Below are 17,925 nucleotides of genomic sequence, written 5' to 3'. Positions count from 1 at the left end.
GGGGCTCCTGCAATAAATAAGTCTTATGCCTATCTGTCGAAGGACTCGTGTAAACCCGCAAAGAAATTTGATAATTATTCGTATTTGTAGATTCAAGCGTCTGCTGAACCTTAAACCGCCACAATCCGTGTCCAGAACCGTGTTCTGTGCTCGATTCGAACCGGCAGCGACTGGCTCAGGCCTTCCAGCGCATGCTCGATACCATCGAGCTGAAACACCCCCGATACCCGCAAGTCACTGACCGCCGGATCGCACTGCAACCAGCCATGGCGATAGCGTGCCAGCTCTTGCGTCAGGTCCTGCAAACGCATCTGCCTGGCTACCAGCACGCCACTGGCCCAGCCACTGGCAGAGAACGCTGAAGCGGTTTGGGGCTGCGCCGAATGAGCGTCAATCAGGTACTCATGGCCCGCCTGCACCCGAACTGGCAGGGAGTCCGGCAGATGAATCGCCACCACCCCCTCCTCGACCATCAACCGGGTACGCCCGGACTCCTGGCGTACATCGAAGGCTGTGCCGATGGCTTGCAACCGAGCCTCACGGGTGTGAACCCAAAACGGTCGGCGGCCGCTGACGGATACTGGGTCTTGGCCAGTGCGGATAAAAATTTCGCCAGCGCGCAAAACAATCAGTCGCTGCTGCGCAGTGAACAGCACATCAGCAGAACTGTCGGTATTGAGCTGCAAACCCGTACCGTCGACCAGGTTGTACAACCGCCGCTCACCCACCCCGGTCCCGTAGTCGGCACCAAAATGACGCCACGGTTGCTGCTGGATCGCCAATGCGCCCGCCCCGGCGCCCAGCATGCCCAAGCCCAGTATCTTGAGTGCCTGGCGGCGCGAGCGAATACGGCCACTGCCGGCCAGGGTGTCCAGTGCAACGCGACCGGGCAGCAACGAGGCCTGACGCAAGGTCGTCTCGGTCAGTTGCAGGGCTTGCCAGGCCGCTTCATGACTGGCATCGGCGGCGCGCCACTGCTTGCACGCAGCAAACACATGGGGTTGAGCCGCACCGGACTGGGTTTTCACCAGCCAGTCAATGGCCTGGTCAAGCACATGGGGTGCAAATTCGACCGTCGAGGGCCCCCCGCTCACAGGGCGCTACGGGCGAGAAAACAATGACGGATGGCCGTAGCCATGTACTTTTCCACCGAACTGACGCTAACCCCAAGGCGCTCGGCAATCGCCTGATAGCCAAGCCCCTCGAGGCGCGAAAGCAAAAAGGCGGTTCGCACCGCGGGCTTCAGGCCGTCGAGCAACGCGTCGATTCGGGTCAGGGTTTCAAGGAGGATCAACCGTTCTTCAGGGGCAGGCATTTCCTGCTCGGGCAAATGGGCAATCGCAAGCAGATACGCCTGCTCGACCTTCTGGCGACGAAAGCGGTCTATCAACAAACCCTTGGCGATCGTGCTCAGCCAGGCACGCGGCTCACGCAACTGCGCAACCTGCTCCGGTTTGCCCAATACATAAAGGAAGGTGTCCTGCGCCATGTCGGCAGCATTGTCGGTATCACGCAAACGCCGCCGCAGCCAGTTCACCAGCCAGCCGTGGTGATCGCTATACAGGTTATGCACGTGTGCATGCAGCAACGGTGGGTTCGACGGGGATGGCGACACGGGAACCCTCGGGACGTGCTGTCAGCACACTGCGAATAGGAATGGGTCGCAATCATATTCGCAGTACTGGCCAGACTCAAGCCTTGGGCGGCTTGCGAGGGTCAATCACGCAGTGTCGCCGCACAGAACGGCGGCGACAGGGACAAGGCTCAAGGGATCAGGGAGTACACCAGCGACGAGATCGCGATCAGGCCCACAACCGTGACGAACACGTTGGAGATCTGGCCCGAATACTGGCGCATGGCCGGGACCCGACGAATCGCGTACATCGGCATCAGGAACAGGATGGCTGCAATGACCGGCCCGCCCATGGTTTCGATCATGCCCAGGATGCTCGGGTTAAGCGTGGCCACCGCCCAGCACACCACCAGCATGAACGCTGCAGTCATGCGGTCGAGGTTTTTCGCTGCAGGGCGCTTGCCGGTTTTCAGTACCAGGCCTTTAAGGCCTTCACTGGCGCCGATGTAGTGGCCCAGGAACGACTTGGCAATGGCCACAAACGCAATCAGCGGCGCAGCAAAAGCGATGGTCGGGTTGCTGAAGTGGTTGGCCAGGTAGGACAGGATCGACAGGTTCTGCGTCTTGGCCTCAAGCAGTTGCTCAGGCGAGAGCGTGAGCACACAGCTGAACACGAAGAACAGCACCATCACCACCATCAGCAGGTGGGCGCGGGACAGGATCTGCGAGCTGCGCTCATCGGCGTTGGCACCATAGCGGCGCTTCTGATCCACGGCGAAGGCCGAGATGATGGGCGAATGGTTAAAGGAGAACACCATCACCGGAATCGCCAGCCACAAGGTGTGCAGCAATGCAGTAGGTTCAGGCAGCGTGGTCGCGGTACTCAGAATGCCGCCATTCCAGTGCGGAATCAGAAACACCGCCAAAAACAGCAAGGCCACAATGAACGGGTAGACCATCATGCTCATGGCCTTGACGATCACTTGTTCGCCGCAGCGCACAACAATCAGCAAGCCCAGAATCAGTACCAACGCCAGGATTGCCCGTGGCGGTGGCGTGATGTGCATTTGATTGAGCATAAAGCTGCCAACCGTGTTGGTCAGCGCTACGCTGTAGATCAGCAGAATCGGGAAAATCGCCAGGAAGTACAGCAGCGTGATCAGGGAACCGGCGCTAAGGCCAAAATGCTCTTCCACCACATCCGTGATATCTGAGCCTTCGCGCCCGGAGAGTACGAAGCGGGTCAAGCCACGGTGTGCGTAAAAGGTCATCGGGAACGCCAACAGCGCCAGGATCAATAACGGCCAAAAGCCGCCAAGCCCTGCGTTGATGGGCAAGAACAAGGTACCTGCGCCAATCGCTGTGCCGAACAGGCCCAGCATCCAGGTGGTGTCATGACGGTTCCAGCGACTTAAGGTCGCCGGGGTCTCGTCGAAGCGTTCGTCGACGCTGTTAGCCTGGTCATTCATCCGGTCGAATCTCCGCTAGCCGGTCGTTACCACGCAGCCGGAGCGGACAAGAAACACCTTGCTGACATCGCCCCGGCCATAAGAGGGGCGCGATTGTCCGGGATTAGACATAAGAAGCAAAGGTTTAGCTGAGCAATGGTCGAAAATGATGTCAGGCTGCAAAGCAAGACTTCGACACCTATTGATACACTATTACTGCCAAAATCCTGCCCAAAAGGCCCGAGACCTATGCACGTTGCCCGCCGTTTCCCCGTTTTTATCGGTTTATGCCTGCTTGTCGGGCTCCCCCTGGCCCATGCCGACGGACTGACAATTACCTGGCCAGCAGGCTGGGAGATTCAGACCATCCCCCCTGAGCCCGACGACAGCAGCGTGCGCCAGCGGGCCGTGAAGAACGATGCCAATGGCGATCCGCAGATGGTCATGGAGCTGACCCAGTCGACCCTGGTGCCTGAACACAAGGTGAATATGGAGGCCGTTTTGCTGCAGATGCGCAAAACCCTGCAGCAAAACTTCGCCAAAGGCGGTTATCAGAGCGCTTGCAGCAAAATCAACAGCAGCACCCTGGGGGGCCTGGACGCCTTGCAAACCACCTGCAAAATCACCCAGAACGGCAACCACGTCATCACCCAGACCCTGGTGGCCGCCACTCAGGGCAACAGCGCCTACGCCCTTTCCTACGCAGGTCCGGCAGACGGCTACAAAGCCAACGAACCCGAGGTCCAGGGCATCCGTGCAAGCTTGCGACTGACGCCTTGAAAAGCAGCAAGGCAGCTCCAACCTGACAAAATTGTCATCTGGTCATCAGTTACCTGACAGTCGTTAATGATCAGGCTCACATTTTTTACGTATTGAGGAACTCGATGAAAACCCCATTGCGCCTTGTCGCACTCTCGGCCCTGCTGTTGTCCTCGCTGGCTCAGGCCGCCGAACAACTGACCATTGATGTGCACCGCGATGCCAACTGCGGCTGCTGCAAAGCCTGGATCTCCCACCTTGAAACCAATGGTTTCAAGGTCAATGACCATGTCGAAGCCGACATGAGCAGTGTCAAGCAGCGCCTCGGTGTCCAGCCGCGCCTGGCTTCGTGCCATACCGGCGTGATCAACGGCAAATTCGTTGAAGGCCATGTCCCGGCCGAGCAAGTGGTGGCATTGACCAAGCGCAATGACCTCAAGGGGATTGCGGTACCGGGCATGCCTATGGGTTCGCCGGGAATGGAAATGGGTGACCGCAAGGACGCGTATCAGGTTATCGGCCTGCGCAACGATGGCAGTGATCAGGTGGTGGCCGAGTATCCCGGCAACTGAGATTTCAGCACGCAGCGCACCGCAATGGTGCGCCCCGTATTGCTTTTGAAATCCTCTGGAGCATTAACTGACCTGTAGTCGCTGCCGAGGAACGAAGGCTGCGAGCTTTATTGTCCCGTTCGCACGATCAAGAGCTCGCAGCCTTCATTCCTCGGCAGCGACCACAAAGATGCGACGCATCACCCGGCACTGAAATAACAGTGACACACATCCCGTGATAGATATTTTTCCTACGCGATAATTATCTTTGTCCTACAAAAAAACACCTCATACACCTAACACCTTGAAGTATCTCTCCTACACTCAACGCTGTCGTGTCTACGGCGTCTAATTGCCGTAATCAGACAATCGAATTTTCTTCGCCCGTGGTAGGTCTACCTAAGGCTGGGGTTGCCATTATTGGTGCATTCCTTGCAATGCCTTATTCATCTTTTGAGCATTTACGCCATGGATGACATGGCCAATCGCAAGTGGGGAAGTACCGGCCGGGTGGCCGTAAGTGGATCAATAAATATAACGGGAGAAATTCATGATCAGTGCGGCTGCGCCACATCAAGAAGAACGTCTGACCCCGCAAGTGGTGACTGAGCTGTTGTCCCTGCCAGACCTGGCCCCTGCGGGAAGGCCCGAACTGCCGCAGGCAAGTGCCAATCCCAACAAAAAGAAAGTGCTGTTTGTCACGTCCGAACTGGCCGACCTGGTTAAAACCGGCGGTCTGGGGGATGTGTCGGCCGCTCTTCCGCGGGCCATGCGTCACTTGCATGATGTGCGTGTCTTGATCCCGGGCTACCCGCAAGTACTCAACAGCGACAACCCCATTCATATCATCGGCGAACTCGGCGGCCATGCTGCCCTGCCCCCCTGCAAGATCGGCCGCATGGACTTGAAGGACGGGCTGGTCATCTACGTGCTGATTTGCCCCGAACTGTATGAGCGCGAAGGCAGCCCCTACGGCGCCAATAACGGCCGCGACTGGCCTGACAACCATATTCGCTTCGCCCGCCTGGGGCTGGCAGCGGCCGATATTGCGGCCAATCTGGCGCAGATTCACTGGCAACCCGATCTGGTACACGCCCACGACTGGCCCGCCGGCCTGGCGCCGGCCTATATGCATTGGCGCGGCCAGCGTACCCCGACACTGTTCACCATCCACAACCTGGCCTACCAGGGCGTATTCAGCCGCGCCTGCTGCCCGGAGCTGGGTATTCCGCACCATGCCCTGCAGCAGGACGGCATGGAATTTTATGGCAAGTTGTCGTTCCTGAAAGCGGGCATGGCCTACGCCAGCCATATCACCACCGTCAGCGCCACCTACGCCGCAGAAATCACGACCCCGGCCTTTGGGTGCGGGCTGGATGGCTTTCTGGCCAGCAAGACCCAGCAAGGACTGCTGAGCGGCATCCCCAATGGCATCGATGAAAGCTGGGAAGCCACGACCGACCCCCATCTGGTTGCCCCGTTCGGCATCGGTGACTGGGATGCAAGGGCCTTGAACACCGCCCATGTGCGCACCCTGTTCGGCCTGAAACCGTCCAAGGGCCCCCTGTTCGCCGTGGTTTCGCGTCTGGTGTACCAAAAAGGCCTGGACCTGACAGAAGCCGTGGCGGCTTTTATCGTGGCCAACGGTGGTCAGATTTGCATCATCGGGCGCGGCGAGCCCGAAGAAGAACAGACCATGCGCGAACTGGCCCTGCGTTTTCCGGGGCAGATCGGGGTGCGCATTGGCTTCAATGAAACCGATGCCCGGCGCATGTTCGCGGGCAGCGATTTCCTGTTAATGCCCTCGCGCTACGAACCCTGCGGGTTGAGCCAGATGTATGCACAACGCTTCGGCTCGCTGCCCGTGGCTCGCAATACGGGCGGCCTGGCCGACACCATCGAGAATGGCGTCACCGGCTTCCTGTTCGATGAGTCCACCGTAGCCAGTTACGAGCAAGCCCTGAAACGGGCATTCAAAGTCTTCAGTTACCCGGCACTCTTCAACGCCATGCGCTGCCGCGCAATGGCCGCACCGTTTAACTGGTGCAAGGCCGTTGAACCCTATGCAGAGCTTTATGAACAACTGGTTGCCAAGTCATTGCTTCGCTCCGTGAAGCCGTGAGTGATGCAACCTGCGGATCTGCCTGACGCCCGACCGTTTCTCGCCAAGGGAGCCCGCCAATGAGCGAAGCGCAACTCGAAGTACTCGCCGGCCGAGCCGGCCTGGCCGTTGACTGGATTGATGCCAACGGCCAACCGCAAAGGGTCACACCCAAGGTGCTGGAGGCCATTCTGGCGGGGTTGGGATTACCCGCCGACAGCGCCGAGGCCATTGAAACCAGCTTGCTGAACCTGCAACTGGAGCAACAGAACAAACGTCTGCCGCCCTTGTTGACCGCAGACGTCGGCAAGGCCCTGGACTTGTCACGCTATTTCCACCCCCACAGCCAGTGCATCGTGCACCTGGAAAGCGGTGATGCGCTGCCGATCCAGCTGGATGCAGACGCCGTGCTGCCGGGCATGATTCCCATCGGCTACCACCGGGTACAGCTGGACGACCAGCAGTTCACCCTGGCCGTGGCCCCGACAAAGTGCTTCAGCATTGCCGATGCCTTGCACCAGTCTGCTCCACGCGCGTGGGGGGTGAGCGTTCAGCTGTACTCGCTGCATCGCCACGGCGATGGCGGGTTTGGCGATACCCAGGCACTGGAAACCCTGCTGCAGGCACTCGGTGAACGCGGCGCCGACGCACTGGCGATCAGCCCGTTGCACGCCATGTTCAGCAGCGCCCCCAAGCACTACAGCCCTTATTCACCGTCCAGCCGTTTATTTCTCAACAGCCTGTACGCCGCTCCCGCCAGCATCCTGGGACAGGAAGCCCTGCACAGGGCCATTGATGCTACCGGTCTTAAAGACGAACTCCACCGGCTTGAACAACTGCCTCTGATCGACTGGCCTGCCGTGACCCAGGCCAAGCAGACACTGCTGCGCCAGCTCTATAACGACTTTGTGCAGAACGAACACCCGCTCCATGACGACTTCAAGGGTTTTCGCCAGCGGGGCGGCGAAGCCCTGGAAAACCACTGCCGCTTCGAAGCCTTGCAAGAGTCGTGTGTGACCGAGCATCACAGCCTGGACTGGCGTGACTGGCCCGAGCAATGGCGCAACCCCGACAGCCCGGCGTTACTGCAGTTCGCCGAAGAACATCAGCATGTCATCGCTTACTACGCGTTTTGTCAGTGGTTGATGGATCGCTGCCTGGGCCGTGCACAAACGGCCGCGCGGGCCAGCGGCATGGCCATCGGCCTGATCGCCGACCTGGCCGTGGGCGCCGATGGTGCAGGCAGCCAGGCCTGGTGTCGCCAGGACGAAATGCTGGCCCAGTTGACCGTAGGCGCACCGCCGGACGCTCTCAACCGTGCAGGCCAGGGCTGGGGGATTTCCGCGTTTTCCCCCGAGGGTCTCAAGCGCAATGGCTTTCGCGCCTTCATCGAGATGCTGCGCGCCAACTTTGCCCATGCCGGTGGGCTGCGCATCGACCATGTGCTGGGCTTGCAGCGCCTGTGGGTGATCCCCCTGGGGGCCTCGGCCGACGAAGGGGCCTATCTGTATTACCCGATCGACGATCTGCTGCGTCTGGTCTGCCTTGAATCGGTGCGCCACCAGGCCATCGTACTCGGTGAAGACCTGGGCACCGTGCCTGACGGACTGCGGGAAAAGCTCAGCGAACGGGCCATCCTCGGTATTCGCGTGCTGCTGTTCGAGCAGGACTACGGCGCGCGCTTCAAACCGATCCTGGACTGGCCCGACGACGCCCTGGCCACCACCAGCACCCACGACCTGCCCACGCTCACCGGCTGGCTGCACGGGCGCGATATCGACTGGAACGAACGCCTGAACCTAGTCGACCCGGTGGCCGCGCAACGCTGGCGCGAGGAACGCCAGCGCGAGTGCGAAGGCCTGGACCGGGCCTTGCGCCAGGACCCACAGAACTTTCAGGAAGAAGCCCAGGGCAACGCCCCGACGCTGGACGCCAGCATCCGTTTTCTGGGGCACACCCGTGCTCCCCTGGTGCTGCTGCCGATCGAGGATGCCCTGGGACTTGAGGAGCAAGCCAACTTGCCCGGCACCGTCAGCGGCCATCCCAACTGGCGCCGCCGAATGCCGGGTGATTGCAACACGTTGCTGGACGCGATTGATGCAACGCAACGCTTCGAACTGCTGGCCTGCGCCCGCCAGCAAGCCCACGAAAGAGACCGATAATTCACCCATGAGTCAAGGAGCTTCGCCATGAGTAACGACGACAAACACATTCGTGAGTTTGCCTACCAGATCTGGGAGTCCGAAGGGCGCCCCGATGGCCAGGAGGCACGCCACTGGGACATGGCTCACAAACTGGCCCAGGCACAAGCCCTTGCTCCGTCCAAAGCCCAACCACGGGCTGCCAAGGCCAAGGCAGCGCCAAAGCCTGCTGCCGAGAAGAAGCCACGGGCACCGCGCAAACCTGCCTCATCTTGAGAACACTGCGCTGCAGGAGAGTTGAGGTGCCTATAAACCCGTAGCAGCTGGCGCAGGCTGCGGCAACTGCTACGCAACATGAGGCCCTTCAATCAGTGGTGATAGCGCGCGCACGCGCCTCAAGTCCTTAATACGCAGGAGCAGGTCATGAGTAAACACACGTCAGCCGCGCCCACTGGCGACCCCTTGCGCATCCGCGAAGGGCTGCCCTTCCCCCTGGGTGCCACCTGGGATGGGTTGGGCGTCAACTTCGCCCTGTTCTCAGCCAACGCCACCAAAGTCGAACTGTGCCTGTTCGACGCCGCCGGTGAAGTCGAGCTGGAACGTATCGAACTGCCCGAGTACACCGACGAGACATTTCACGGTTACTTGCCAGACGCACACCCCGGCCAGGTTTACGGCTATCGCGTGTACGGCCCGTACGACCCGGAAAACGGCCACCGCTTCAACCACCATAAATTGCTGATCGATCCCTACGCCAAGCAGCTTGTGGGGGAGCTCAAATGGTCCGAAGCCCTGTTTGGCTACACCATCGGCCACCCGGACGCCGACCTGAGTTTTGACGAGCGCGACAGCGCGCCGTTTGTACCCAAATGCAAGGTCATCGACCCGGCGCACACCTGGGGCCATGACCATCGGCTCAACGTGCCCTGGGACCGCACCATTTTCTACGAGGCCCACGTGCGCGGCATCAGCATGCGCCACCCCGCCGTACCGGATACGGTGCGGGGCACCTTTGCCGGGTTGATGGTGGATGAAGTGGTCGAGCACATCACCGGCCTGGGCGTCACCAGCATCGAGCTGTTGCCGGTCCACGGGTTCGTCAACGACCAGCACCTGCTGCAAAAAGGCATGACCAATTATTGGGGCTACAACAGCATCGCCTTTTTCGCCCCGGACCCGCGCTACCTGGCCAGCGGCAAGATCGCCGAGTTCAAGGAAATGGTCGCACGCCTGCACAAGGCCGGGCTGGAAGTGATTCTGGACGTGGTCTACAACCACACCGCCGAAGGCAACGAGCAGGGCCCGACCCTGTCCATGCGCGGCATCGACAACGCTTCGTACTATCGGCTGATGCCCGAAGAAAAACGTTTCTACATCAACGATTCCGGCACCGGCAACACCCTGGACCTGAGCCACCCGTGCGTCTTGCAGATGGTCACCGACTCGCTGCGCTACTGGGCCCGGGAAATGCACGTCGATGGTTTCCGCTTCGATCTGGCGACCATTCTGGGGCGTTATCACGACGGTTTTAACGAACGGCACAGCTTTTTGGTGGCGTGCCGCCAGGACCCGCTGTTGCGCCGGGTCAAAATGATCGCCGAACCCTGGGATTGCGGGCCCGGAGGCTATCAGGTCGGTGGTTTCCCGCCCGGCTGGGCGGAGTGGAACGATCGCTTTCGCGACACCGTGCGCGCCTTCTGGAAAGGCGACGAAGGCCAGTTGGCCGACTTTGCCGGACGCATGACCGGCTCTGCCGATCTGTTCAATCACCGTGGCCGCAGGCCCTACAGTTCGGTCAACTTCATCACTGCCCATGACGGCTTCACCTTGCACGACCTGGTGTCCTACAACGACAAGCACAACGAAGCCAACGAGGAAAACAACCAGGACGGCAGCAACAACAACATTTCGTGGAACCACGGAGTCGAAGGCCCAACCGACGATCCCGACATCAATGCGCTGCGCCAGCGCCAGATGCGCAACTTCATGGCCACCCTGCTCCTGGCCCAAGGCACGCCGATGCTGGTGGCCGGCGACGAATTCGCCCGCACCCAGCACGGCAACAACAACGCCTACTGTCAGGACAGCGAAATCGGCTGGATCAACTGGGAACTGAACAAGCCCGGCAAATCGCTGCTGGCGTTTGTCAAACGCCTGATCAAGCTGCGCCTGCACTACCCCATCTTGCGTCGTGGCCTGTTTCTGGAGGGGCACTCCAGCGAAACCCCCGGGGTTAAAGACGTCACCTGGCTGGCACCCGACGGCAACGAGATGACCATCGAGCAGTGGCATGACGGTCAGGCCCGGTGCCTGGGCATGCTGCTGGATGGCCGGGCGCAAGTGTCCGGGGTTCAACGGGCCGGGGATGACGCGTCACTGCTGATCGTCGTCAACGCTAACCACGACTCGATCAACTTCAACTTGCCCAAAGTGCCCCACGGCATCAGTTGGTCGTGCAAGCTCGACACCACAGACCCGAGCATCAAAGGCCCCCAGCATCTGCCATTCAACAAGCCCTACGAGGTCACGGGACGATCGCTGGTGATGTTTGAGCTGCAACACACCGAGGTGTCGTGAATGTATTGATAAACATCAAGTCCACCCCCATCAAAAGCGGCAGACTACAGCCTTGAGCTTGCCGCTCAGAACTGCCACTGACAGAGGAGTGACCATGCCCGCTGAAGATGTTGTCGGCAATACACTTTTATCTGCCACTACGGCAACAGCGCCTGCTGTCCATCAAATCAAGGTACTGACGGTCAATACGCACAAGGGATTCACCGTCTTCAACCGTCGCTTCATCCTCCCTGAACTGCGCGAAGCGGTGCGCAGTACCGACGCCGACCTGGTGTTTCTGCAGGAAGTGCTCGGCGAGCATGACAAACACGCATCGCGCTACGAAGACTGGCCAGCCACCTCGCAGTACGAGTTTCTCGCCGACAGTATGTGGAGCGACTTCGCCTACGGCCGTAACGCCGTGTATCCAGATGGTCATCACGGGAATGCCCTGCTGTCCAAGTACCCGATCAAGGCCTCGCGCAATCTCGATGTGTCCATCACCGGGCCTGAACGGCGCGGCCTGCTGCATTGCGTCCTGGACGTGCCGGGCCATAGCAATGTGCACGCCATTTGCGTGCATTTGAGCCTGTTGGAAAGCCATCGCCAGCTACAGATCGTACTGCTTAACCAACTGCTCAAATCCCTGCCGCCTGATGAGCCGGTCATCATTGCCGGGGACTTCAACGACTGGAAGCAACAAGGCAATGCGGCCCTGCGCCAACGGGACGACCTGCACGAAGTGTTCGAGCGCCATCATGGCCAGGTGGCCAAAACCTACCCGGCGCGCTGGCCGCTGCTGCGTCTGGACCGCATCTACTTGCGCAATGCCACCAGCCACGACCCAAAGATCCTCGGCAACAAGCCGTGGACGCATTTATCGGATCATTTGCCGCTGGCGGTTGAGGTGCATTTGTAGGCCTGAGCCTCTCTGTTGCTGGCGGTGCTTCTGTGGGAGTGGGCTTGCTCACGATGCAGGCGGCGCGATTTCCCGGTTGAATCGCGTCGATCCCATCGCGAGCAAGCCCGCTCCCGCAGGCTTACACCGGCCGCAGTATCAACACCCCCAACGGCGGCAGATTCAATGCCAGGGATACGCTCTGCCCGTGGCTGGGCACGTCTTCGGTCACTACCCCGCCGCCATTGCCGTAGTCAGAACCGGCATAGGTGGCCGAATCGCTGTTGATCACCTCTTGCCAGGTGCCGGCAAACGGCACGCCGATGCGGTAGCCAGCGCGAGGTACCGGGGTAAAGTTGGTCACCACCAGCAAGGGCGAACCGTCCTTGCTCCAGCGCAGCCAGGCGTAAACGCTGTTGGCCGCATCATCACCGATCAACCATTGGAACCCCTGCGCAACGTCGTCCTGCTCATAGAGCGCAGGTTGCTCGCGGTACAAGCGGTTCAAGTCGCTCACCAGCTTCTGCACACCCCGGTGTTCGGGGTATTGCAGCAAATACCAGTCCAGTTGCTGATCGTGATTCCACTCGCGCCATTGCCCGAACTCGCAGCCCATGAACAGCAGCTTCTTGCCCGGATGGGCCCACATGAAGCTCAGGTACGCCCGTAGATTGGCGAATTTCTGCCAGCGATCACCGGGCATTTTGTCGATCAGCGAATGCTTGCCGTGCACCACTTCATCATGGGAAATCGGCAGGATGAAACGCTCGGTCCAGGCGTACACCAGGCCAAAGCTCAACTCATTGTGATGATGGGCGCGGTACACCGGATCCTGTTGAATGTAATGCAGCGAATCATGCATCCAGCCCATGTTCCATTTATACGAAAAGCCCAGCCCACCCTGGTCGGTGCTTTGACTGACCCCCGGCCACGCCGTGGACTCTTCGGCAATCACCAGGGCGCCCGGAACCTCGTGGGCAACCACATCGTTGAGGTGGCGCAAAAACTCGATGGCCTCGAGGTTTTCCCGGCCTCCGTGACGATTGGGCACCCACTCCCCTGATTTGCGCGAATAGTCGCGGTACAGCATGGACGCTACGGCATCGACCCGCAGGCCATCAATATGGAAGTGCTTGAGCCAGTGCAGGGCCGACGCCAGCATAAAACCGTGCACTTCGGTGCGGCCCAGGTTGTAGATCAGGGTGTTCCAGTCCTGATGAAACCCTTCAAGGGGGTTGGCGTATTCGTACAGCGCGGTGCCATCAAATTGCGCCAGGCCGTGGGTATCGTTGGGAAAGTGTGCGGGCACCCAGTCCAGAATCACCCCGATCCCGGCCACATGGCAGGCATTGACGAACGCCGCAAAATCATCGGGCGAGCCGTAACGGGCGGTGGGTGCAAACTGCGACAGGGGCTGGTAGCCCCAGGAGCCGCCAAACGGGTGCTCCATGATCGGCATCAGTTCGATGTGGGTGAAGCCCAGTTGCTGCACATAGGGAATCAGGCGCTCCGCCAGCTCAGGCCAGGTGTACTGACGCGCGACCTCGCCGATATCATCGACCTCACACTGCCATGAGCCCACGTGCAATTCGTAGATGGACAGCGGCGCATCATGACGCTGCAGTTGGGCACGCGCGTGCATCCAGTCATCGTCTTGCCAGTCGATGCTCAGGGGCGAGGCAACCTTTGAGGCGGTATCGGGCGGCAACTGGGTGGCCAGCGCCACGGGATCGGCCTTGAGCGGCAAGATCCCCTGCTCGCCCAGAATTTCATACTTATACGCCTCACCCGCTTGCAGGCGCGGAACAAACAGCTCCCACACTCCGCTCGGATGGCGCAGGCGCATGGGGTGACGACGACCGTCCCAGCCATTGAAGTCGCCGACCACCGAAACCCGCCGCGCATTGGGGGCCCATACCGCAAAACGCACGCCGTGCACGCCTTCAACGTGGATCAGTTGCGCACCGAAACAACTGCTCAGATCACGATGATTGCCTTCGGCAAACAGGTACAGATCCATCTCACCCAGCAACGGGCCAAAACTGTAGGGATCTTCGCTGACTTGCACAGCGTCGCCCCAGTCAACCTGCAGCAGGTACGGCCGGCTTTGTGCGAAATGCCCGGTATACAGGCCAGGCACTTGTGAAGCTTCAAGACTGCCAAGCAGCTGTCCGTCATCGCGGGCAAGCACATTCACACTCACCGCGCCCGGCAGAAATGCCCGAATATACTGCCCGCCCTCGCCATCCCCATGGGGACCCAATACCGAAAACGGATCGGAGTGCTCTGCCCGTGCCAACGCCTCAACATCCGGGTCTGCGGGTGACAACGAGTCTTTACCTTTACCCGTTTGTTTGCTCGAAATCATGCTGTTCTCCATCCGGTAAAGGTTACGTCTGACCCAGCACGCGTTTTAGCCATCGACATGAGCTGTGTCCTCTAACTCATAGACAGAGCAAAGACTAGCTGTTGTCAGACAATCTGTATCCATTCATAAATAACCCGTGACGGGCTTACGCCCGATGCACTCTTTTCGCACATTAACAGTGCAATGTGTTGCTTTAAGGTCACTGCAAGAGCCAGCCCGGGTCTAAAAAGACTCAGGGACATCACGGCCGTTATCAATGCAAGACACATGCTCATTTCAACCGGGATAAGGCTGGCTGCCGTGATTCGGTGATTTGCTTGACCTTGATCACACTGTATTCAACAGACGTCGGTTACAGGCGCACAAAGCCAATGACAACGGGGTATTGGCCAGGGTGCAGCACATTGTCGCAGGCCGTCTCAAAACACCATCTGATCCTGTTTTTATTCAAATAACTGAGTCTGTTATGCAAACAGTTCGCTGGGCATAGTGCTCATGCCTGATGGAGGCTGATGAGCGAAAGACCATGAGCGAACAAATTCCCGTCCAGATACTTGAGTCATTTGAGGCTTCTAGACCCAGAGCCACAAAAAATAAAAACAAGTCCAGCGACAACATGATCCACACCCGCAGCTTCACTGGCCTGTTTCGCACACTGCGAATAGTGGGGACAGGCTTTTTGTTTTTGCTGTTCTTTGGCACGGTCTGGCTGAACTGGGATGGCCGGCAGGCAGTCCTGTGGGATTTGTCTGAGAGCAAGTTTCATATTTTCGGCGCAACGTTCTGGCCGCAGGACTTCATCCTGCTGTCGGCATTGCTGATCATTGCCGCCTTCGGGCTGTTTGCGATCACGGTCTTTGCCGGGCGGGTGTGGTGTGGTTACACCTGTCCGCAAAGCAGCTGGACCTGGCTGTTTATGTGGTGCGAAAAGATCACTGAAGGTGACAGAAACCAGCGCATAAAACTGCAAGCAGCCCCCTGGCGCCTGAACAAGATCCTGCGCCGTACCGCCAAGCACACGCTGTGGCTGGCCATCAGCGTAATGACCGCGCTGACATTTGTCGGTTACTTCACGCCGGTCCGGCCGTTGGCCACTGAACTGCTGACCCTGGAAATCGCCGGCATCAGCCTGTTCTGGATGCTGTTTTTCACTGGTGCCACGTACATCAGCGCCGGCTGGCTGCGTGAAGCGGTGTGCATGCATATGTGCCCGTATGCCCGCTTCCAAAGCGTCATGTTCGATAAAGACACCCTGGCCATTTCCTATGACGTGGCCCGTGGCGAAAACCGTGGTCCGCGCAAACGCGGGGTTGCACCCAAGCAAGAAGGCCTGGGCGATTGCATCGACTGCTATATGTGCGTGCAGGTGTGCCCGACAGGGATTGATATCCGCGATGGCTTGCAGATGGAATGCATCGGTTGCGCAGCCTGTATCGATGCCTGCGACTCGGTGATGGAGAAAATGGGCTATGCCCCGGGCCTGGTACGCTATACCTCCGAGCACGAACTGCAAGGCGGCAAGACCCACCTGGCGCGCCCACGCCTGATCGGCTACGCCGTGGTGCTGGTGGTGATGATCGGGGCGCTGGTGGTGGCCCTGAACCAGCGCACGATGGTGTCCCTGGATGTGATCAAGGACCGGGGCCTGTTCCGCGAGAACAGCCAGGGCCAGATCGAGAACATCTACAGCCTTAAAATCATCAACAAGACTCAGGAGCCGCAGCAGTACCGAGTGTCGTTGCAAAACAGCGAGGACTTCCAGTTGCAGGGTAAAACCGAACTGAGCCTGGCCCCGGGTGAGATCGTCGATGTGCCGGTGTCTGTTGCCTTGCTGGCCGATCGCCCGAAGAGCAGTTCACAGACCCTCGAGTTTGTGGTGACCGACACCGATCAGCCAGACGTGCGCAGCGTGGCCAAAAGCCGTTTTGTTGCACCGCTTAATCGTTAGTGTGTGAGCGGGCTTGCTCGCGATAAGATCGCTGCGCTGTCGCCGAGACCCCGCGCCGCCTGTCTCGCGAGCAAACCCGCTTCACACGCCACGCCTGCTCCCACAGATTCGTGATGTTTGAAACTCACGCCGGACCGAGCCTTATCCCATGAAACGCTACGAAAAATTCGCCGACGATATTGCCGAACTGATCCGCTCAGGGGTGCTCGGCCCCGGTCAGCGCGTGCCGTCGGTGCGCTATGCCAGCCAGACCTATGGGGTCAGCCCTTCGACCGTGTTTCAAGCCTATTACCTGCTGGAGCGCCGTGGCCTGATTCGGGCCAAGCCGCGCTCTGGCTACTTCGTCAACACCCATGCACCGAGTCCGTTTTGCGAGCCGGTGTTCAGCAGCCATATCACCGAGTCCACCCAGGTGGATGTCAGCGCCCTGGTGTTCTCGGTGCTGGACTCGATCAAAGACCCCCACACCGTGCCCTTCGGCTCGGCCTTCCCAAGCCCCATGCTGTTTCCGCTGCAGCGGCTTGCCCGTTCGATGGCCACCGCCAGCCGCGAGATGGACCCGCGCATGGTGGTGACCGACATGTCACCCGGCAACCCGCAACTGCGCCGGCAAATCGCCCTGCGCTACATGGTCGGCGGGTTGATGCTGCCCATGGAAGAACTGCTGATCACCAATGGTGCGCTGGAGGCCCTGAACCTGTGCCTGCAAGCCGTCACCGAGCCCGGTGATCTGGTGGCCATTGAAGCCCCGGCGTTCTATGCCTGCCTGCAAGTCCTTGAGCGGCTCAAGCTCAAGGCGGTGGAGATTCCGGTGCATCCGCGTGATGGCATCGATCTCGGCGTGCTGGCACACACCCTTGAACGCCACCCGATCAAGGCCGTGTGGTGCATGACCAGTTTCCAGAACCCGATTGGCGCGACCATGCCCGAGGCCAAGAAGCAGGCCCTGGTCGAGTTGCTGCGCAGCCATCAGGTGCCGTTGATTGAGGACGATGTGTACGCCGAACTGTATTACGGCCAGCACGCTCCCAAACCGGCCAAAGCGTTTGATACTGAAGGCCTGGTGATGCATTGCGGCTCGTTTGCCAAAAGCCTGGCGCCGGGCTACCGCATCGGCTGGGTGGCTGCGGGTCGATACGCGCAGAAAATCGAACGGCTAAAGCTGATGACCTCGCTGTGCGCCTCGATGCCCGCCCAGGCTGCCATTGCGGATTACTTGCAGCACGGCGGCTACGACCGTCATCTGCGCAAACTGCGCTATGCCCTGGAAGAACAACAGAGCGCGATGCTGGCGGCGATTGCCCGTTACTTCCCGGCCCAGCCCCGTGTCAGCCAGCCTTCGGGCGGCTACTTTCTGTGGCTCGAGCTGCCCGAGCAAATGGACTCGCTCAAGTTGTTCCAGATGGCCCTTGCCCAGGGCATCAGCATCGCGCCGGGGCCGATCTTCTCGGCCACCCAGCGTTTTCGCAACTGCATCCGCCTGAACTACGGCAGCCCCTGGGATGAAGCCAGCGAAAAGGCCATGGAAACCCTGGGCAAGATCGTGCGTTCGTTCTAGACGACAGCCCTTGTGGGAGCGGGC

General features: G+C 59.8%; 13 protein-coding genes. 9 read left to right on the top strand and 4 right to left on the bottom strand.

Going from position 1 to position 17,925, the window contains the following annotated elements; all coding sequences use genetic code 11:
• Positions 1 to 110: 110 nt before the first annotated feature.
• The 3 genes from V6P94_RS12990 to V6P94_RS12980 all read right to left on the bottom strand — a co-directional run bounded on the left by V6P94_RS12990 (position 111) and on the right by V6P94_RS12980 (position 3,042).
• Positions 111 to 1,094, bottom strand: a complete 984-nt coding sequence (locus V6P94_RS12990; protein ID WP_133078240.1) for a FecR domain-containing protein — start codon at positions 1,092 to 1,094, stop codon at positions 111 to 113.
• Positions 1,091 to 1,615 carry a sigma-70 family RNA polymerase sigma factor gene (locus tag V6P94_RS12985; RefSeq protein ID WP_326398195.1) on the bottom strand — a complete coding sequence of 175 codons (525 nt, stop codon included), beginning with the start codon at positions 1,613 to 1,615 and terminating at the stop codon, positions 1,091 to 1,093. Before V6P94_RS12985 ends, V6P94_RS12990 begins: the two co-directional genes overlap by 4 nt.
• A gap of 149 nt (positions 1,616 to 1,764) precedes the next feature.
• On the bottom strand, positions 1,765 to 3,042 hold the full coding sequence (locus V6P94_RS12980; RefSeq protein WP_133078239.1) for a serine/threonine transporter: 1,278 nt from the start codon (positions 3,040 to 3,042) through the stop codon (positions 1,765 to 1,767).
• 228 nt (positions 3,043 to 3,270) lie between these two features.
• Here V6P94_RS12980 and V6P94_RS12975 point away from each other — a divergent pair, with 228 nt between their 5' ends.
• From V6P94_RS12975 to V6P94_RS12945, 7 genes are all read left to right on the top strand, one after another.
• The gene (locus V6P94_RS12975) at positions 3,271 to 3,801 is read left to right on the top strand and encodes a DUF4946 domain-containing protein (RefSeq protein WP_133078238.1); all 531 of its coding nucleotides are present in this window, start codon (positions 3,271 to 3,273) and stop codon (positions 3,799 to 3,801) included.
• Between the two features lie 104 nt (positions 3,802 to 3,905).
• The gene (locus tag V6P94_RS12970) at positions 3,906 to 4,352 is read left to right on the top strand and encodes a DUF411 domain-containing protein (RefSeq protein ID WP_037032823.1); all 447 of its coding nucleotides are present in this window, start codon (positions 3,906 to 3,908) and stop codon (positions 4,350 to 4,352) included.
• Between the two features lie 529 nt (positions 4,353 to 4,881).
• Positions 4,882 to 6,453: a glycogen synthase GlgA gene (gene glgA / locus V6P94_RS12965; RefSeq protein WP_133078237.1), complete on the top strand. Its 1,572-nt coding sequence runs from the start codon at positions 4,882 to 4,884 to the stop codon at positions 6,451 to 6,453.
• A gap of 59 nt (positions 6,454 to 6,512) precedes the next feature.
• The gene (gene malQ / locus V6P94_RS12960) at positions 6,513 to 8,594 is read left to right on the top strand and encodes a 4-alpha-glucanotransferase (protein ID WP_133078236.1); all 2,082 of its coding nucleotides are present in this window, start codon (positions 6,513 to 6,515) and stop codon (positions 8,592 to 8,594) included.
• A 27-nt stretch (positions 8,595 to 8,621) separates the two neighbouring features.
• Positions 8,622 to 8,849 carry a DUF2934 domain-containing protein gene (locus V6P94_RS12955; protein ID WP_133078235.1) on the top strand — a complete coding sequence of 76 codons (228 nt, stop codon included), beginning with the start codon at positions 8,622 to 8,624 and terminating at the stop codon, positions 8,847 to 8,849.
• Positions 8,850 to 8,996: 147 nt separating this feature from the next.
• On the top strand, positions 8,997 to 11,150 hold the full coding sequence (glgX, locus tag V6P94_RS12950) for a glycogen debranching protein GlgX (protein WP_133078234.1): 2,154 nt from the start codon (positions 8,997 to 8,999) through the stop codon (positions 11,148 to 11,150).
• Between the two features lie 94 nt (positions 11,151 to 11,244).
• Complete coding sequence (locus V6P94_RS12945) at positions 11,245 to 12,048, top strand: endonuclease/exonuclease/phosphatase family protein (protein WP_133078233.1); 804 nt, start codon at positions 11,245 to 11,247, stop codon at positions 12,046 to 12,048.
• Between the two features lie 121 nt (positions 12,049 to 12,169).
• Here V6P94_RS12945 and glgB read toward each other — a convergent pair whose 3' ends face one another.
• Positions 12,170 to 14,395 carry a 1,4-alpha-glucan branching protein GlgB gene (glgB, locus tag V6P94_RS12940; protein ID WP_133078232.1) on the bottom strand — a complete coding sequence of 742 codons (2,226 nt, stop codon included), beginning with the start codon at positions 14,393 to 14,395 and terminating at the stop codon, positions 12,170 to 12,172.
• Positions 14,396 to 14,921: 526 nt separating this feature from the next.
• On the opposite strand from glgB, the gene ccoG reads away from it, so the two are divergent.
• Both ccoG and mapR read left to right on the top strand, forming a co-directional pair.
• Positions 14,922 to 16,343: a cytochrome c oxidase accessory protein CcoG gene (gene ccoG / locus V6P94_RS12935; protein WP_219261298.1), complete on the top strand. Its 1,422-nt coding sequence runs from the start codon at positions 14,922 to 14,924 to the stop codon at positions 16,341 to 16,343.
• Between the two features lie 148 nt (positions 16,344 to 16,491).
• Positions 16,492 to 17,901: a GntR family transcriptional regulator MpaR gene (gene mapR, locus V6P94_RS12930; RefSeq protein ID WP_338646803.1), complete on the top strand. Its 1,410-nt coding sequence runs from the start codon at positions 16,492 to 16,494 to the stop codon at positions 17,899 to 17,901.
• The last annotated feature ends 24 nt before the right edge of the window (positions 17,902 to 17,925 follow it).

The organism is Pseudomonas sp. ML2-2023-3, assembly GCF_037055275.1.
Taxonomy (GTDB): domain Bacteria; phylum Pseudomonadota; class Gammaproteobacteria; order Pseudomonadales; family Pseudomonadaceae; genus Aquipseudomonas.
The sequence above is the reverse complement of the archived record's forward strand: the minus strand, read 5'-3'. Positions and strand labels throughout refer to the sequence as shown.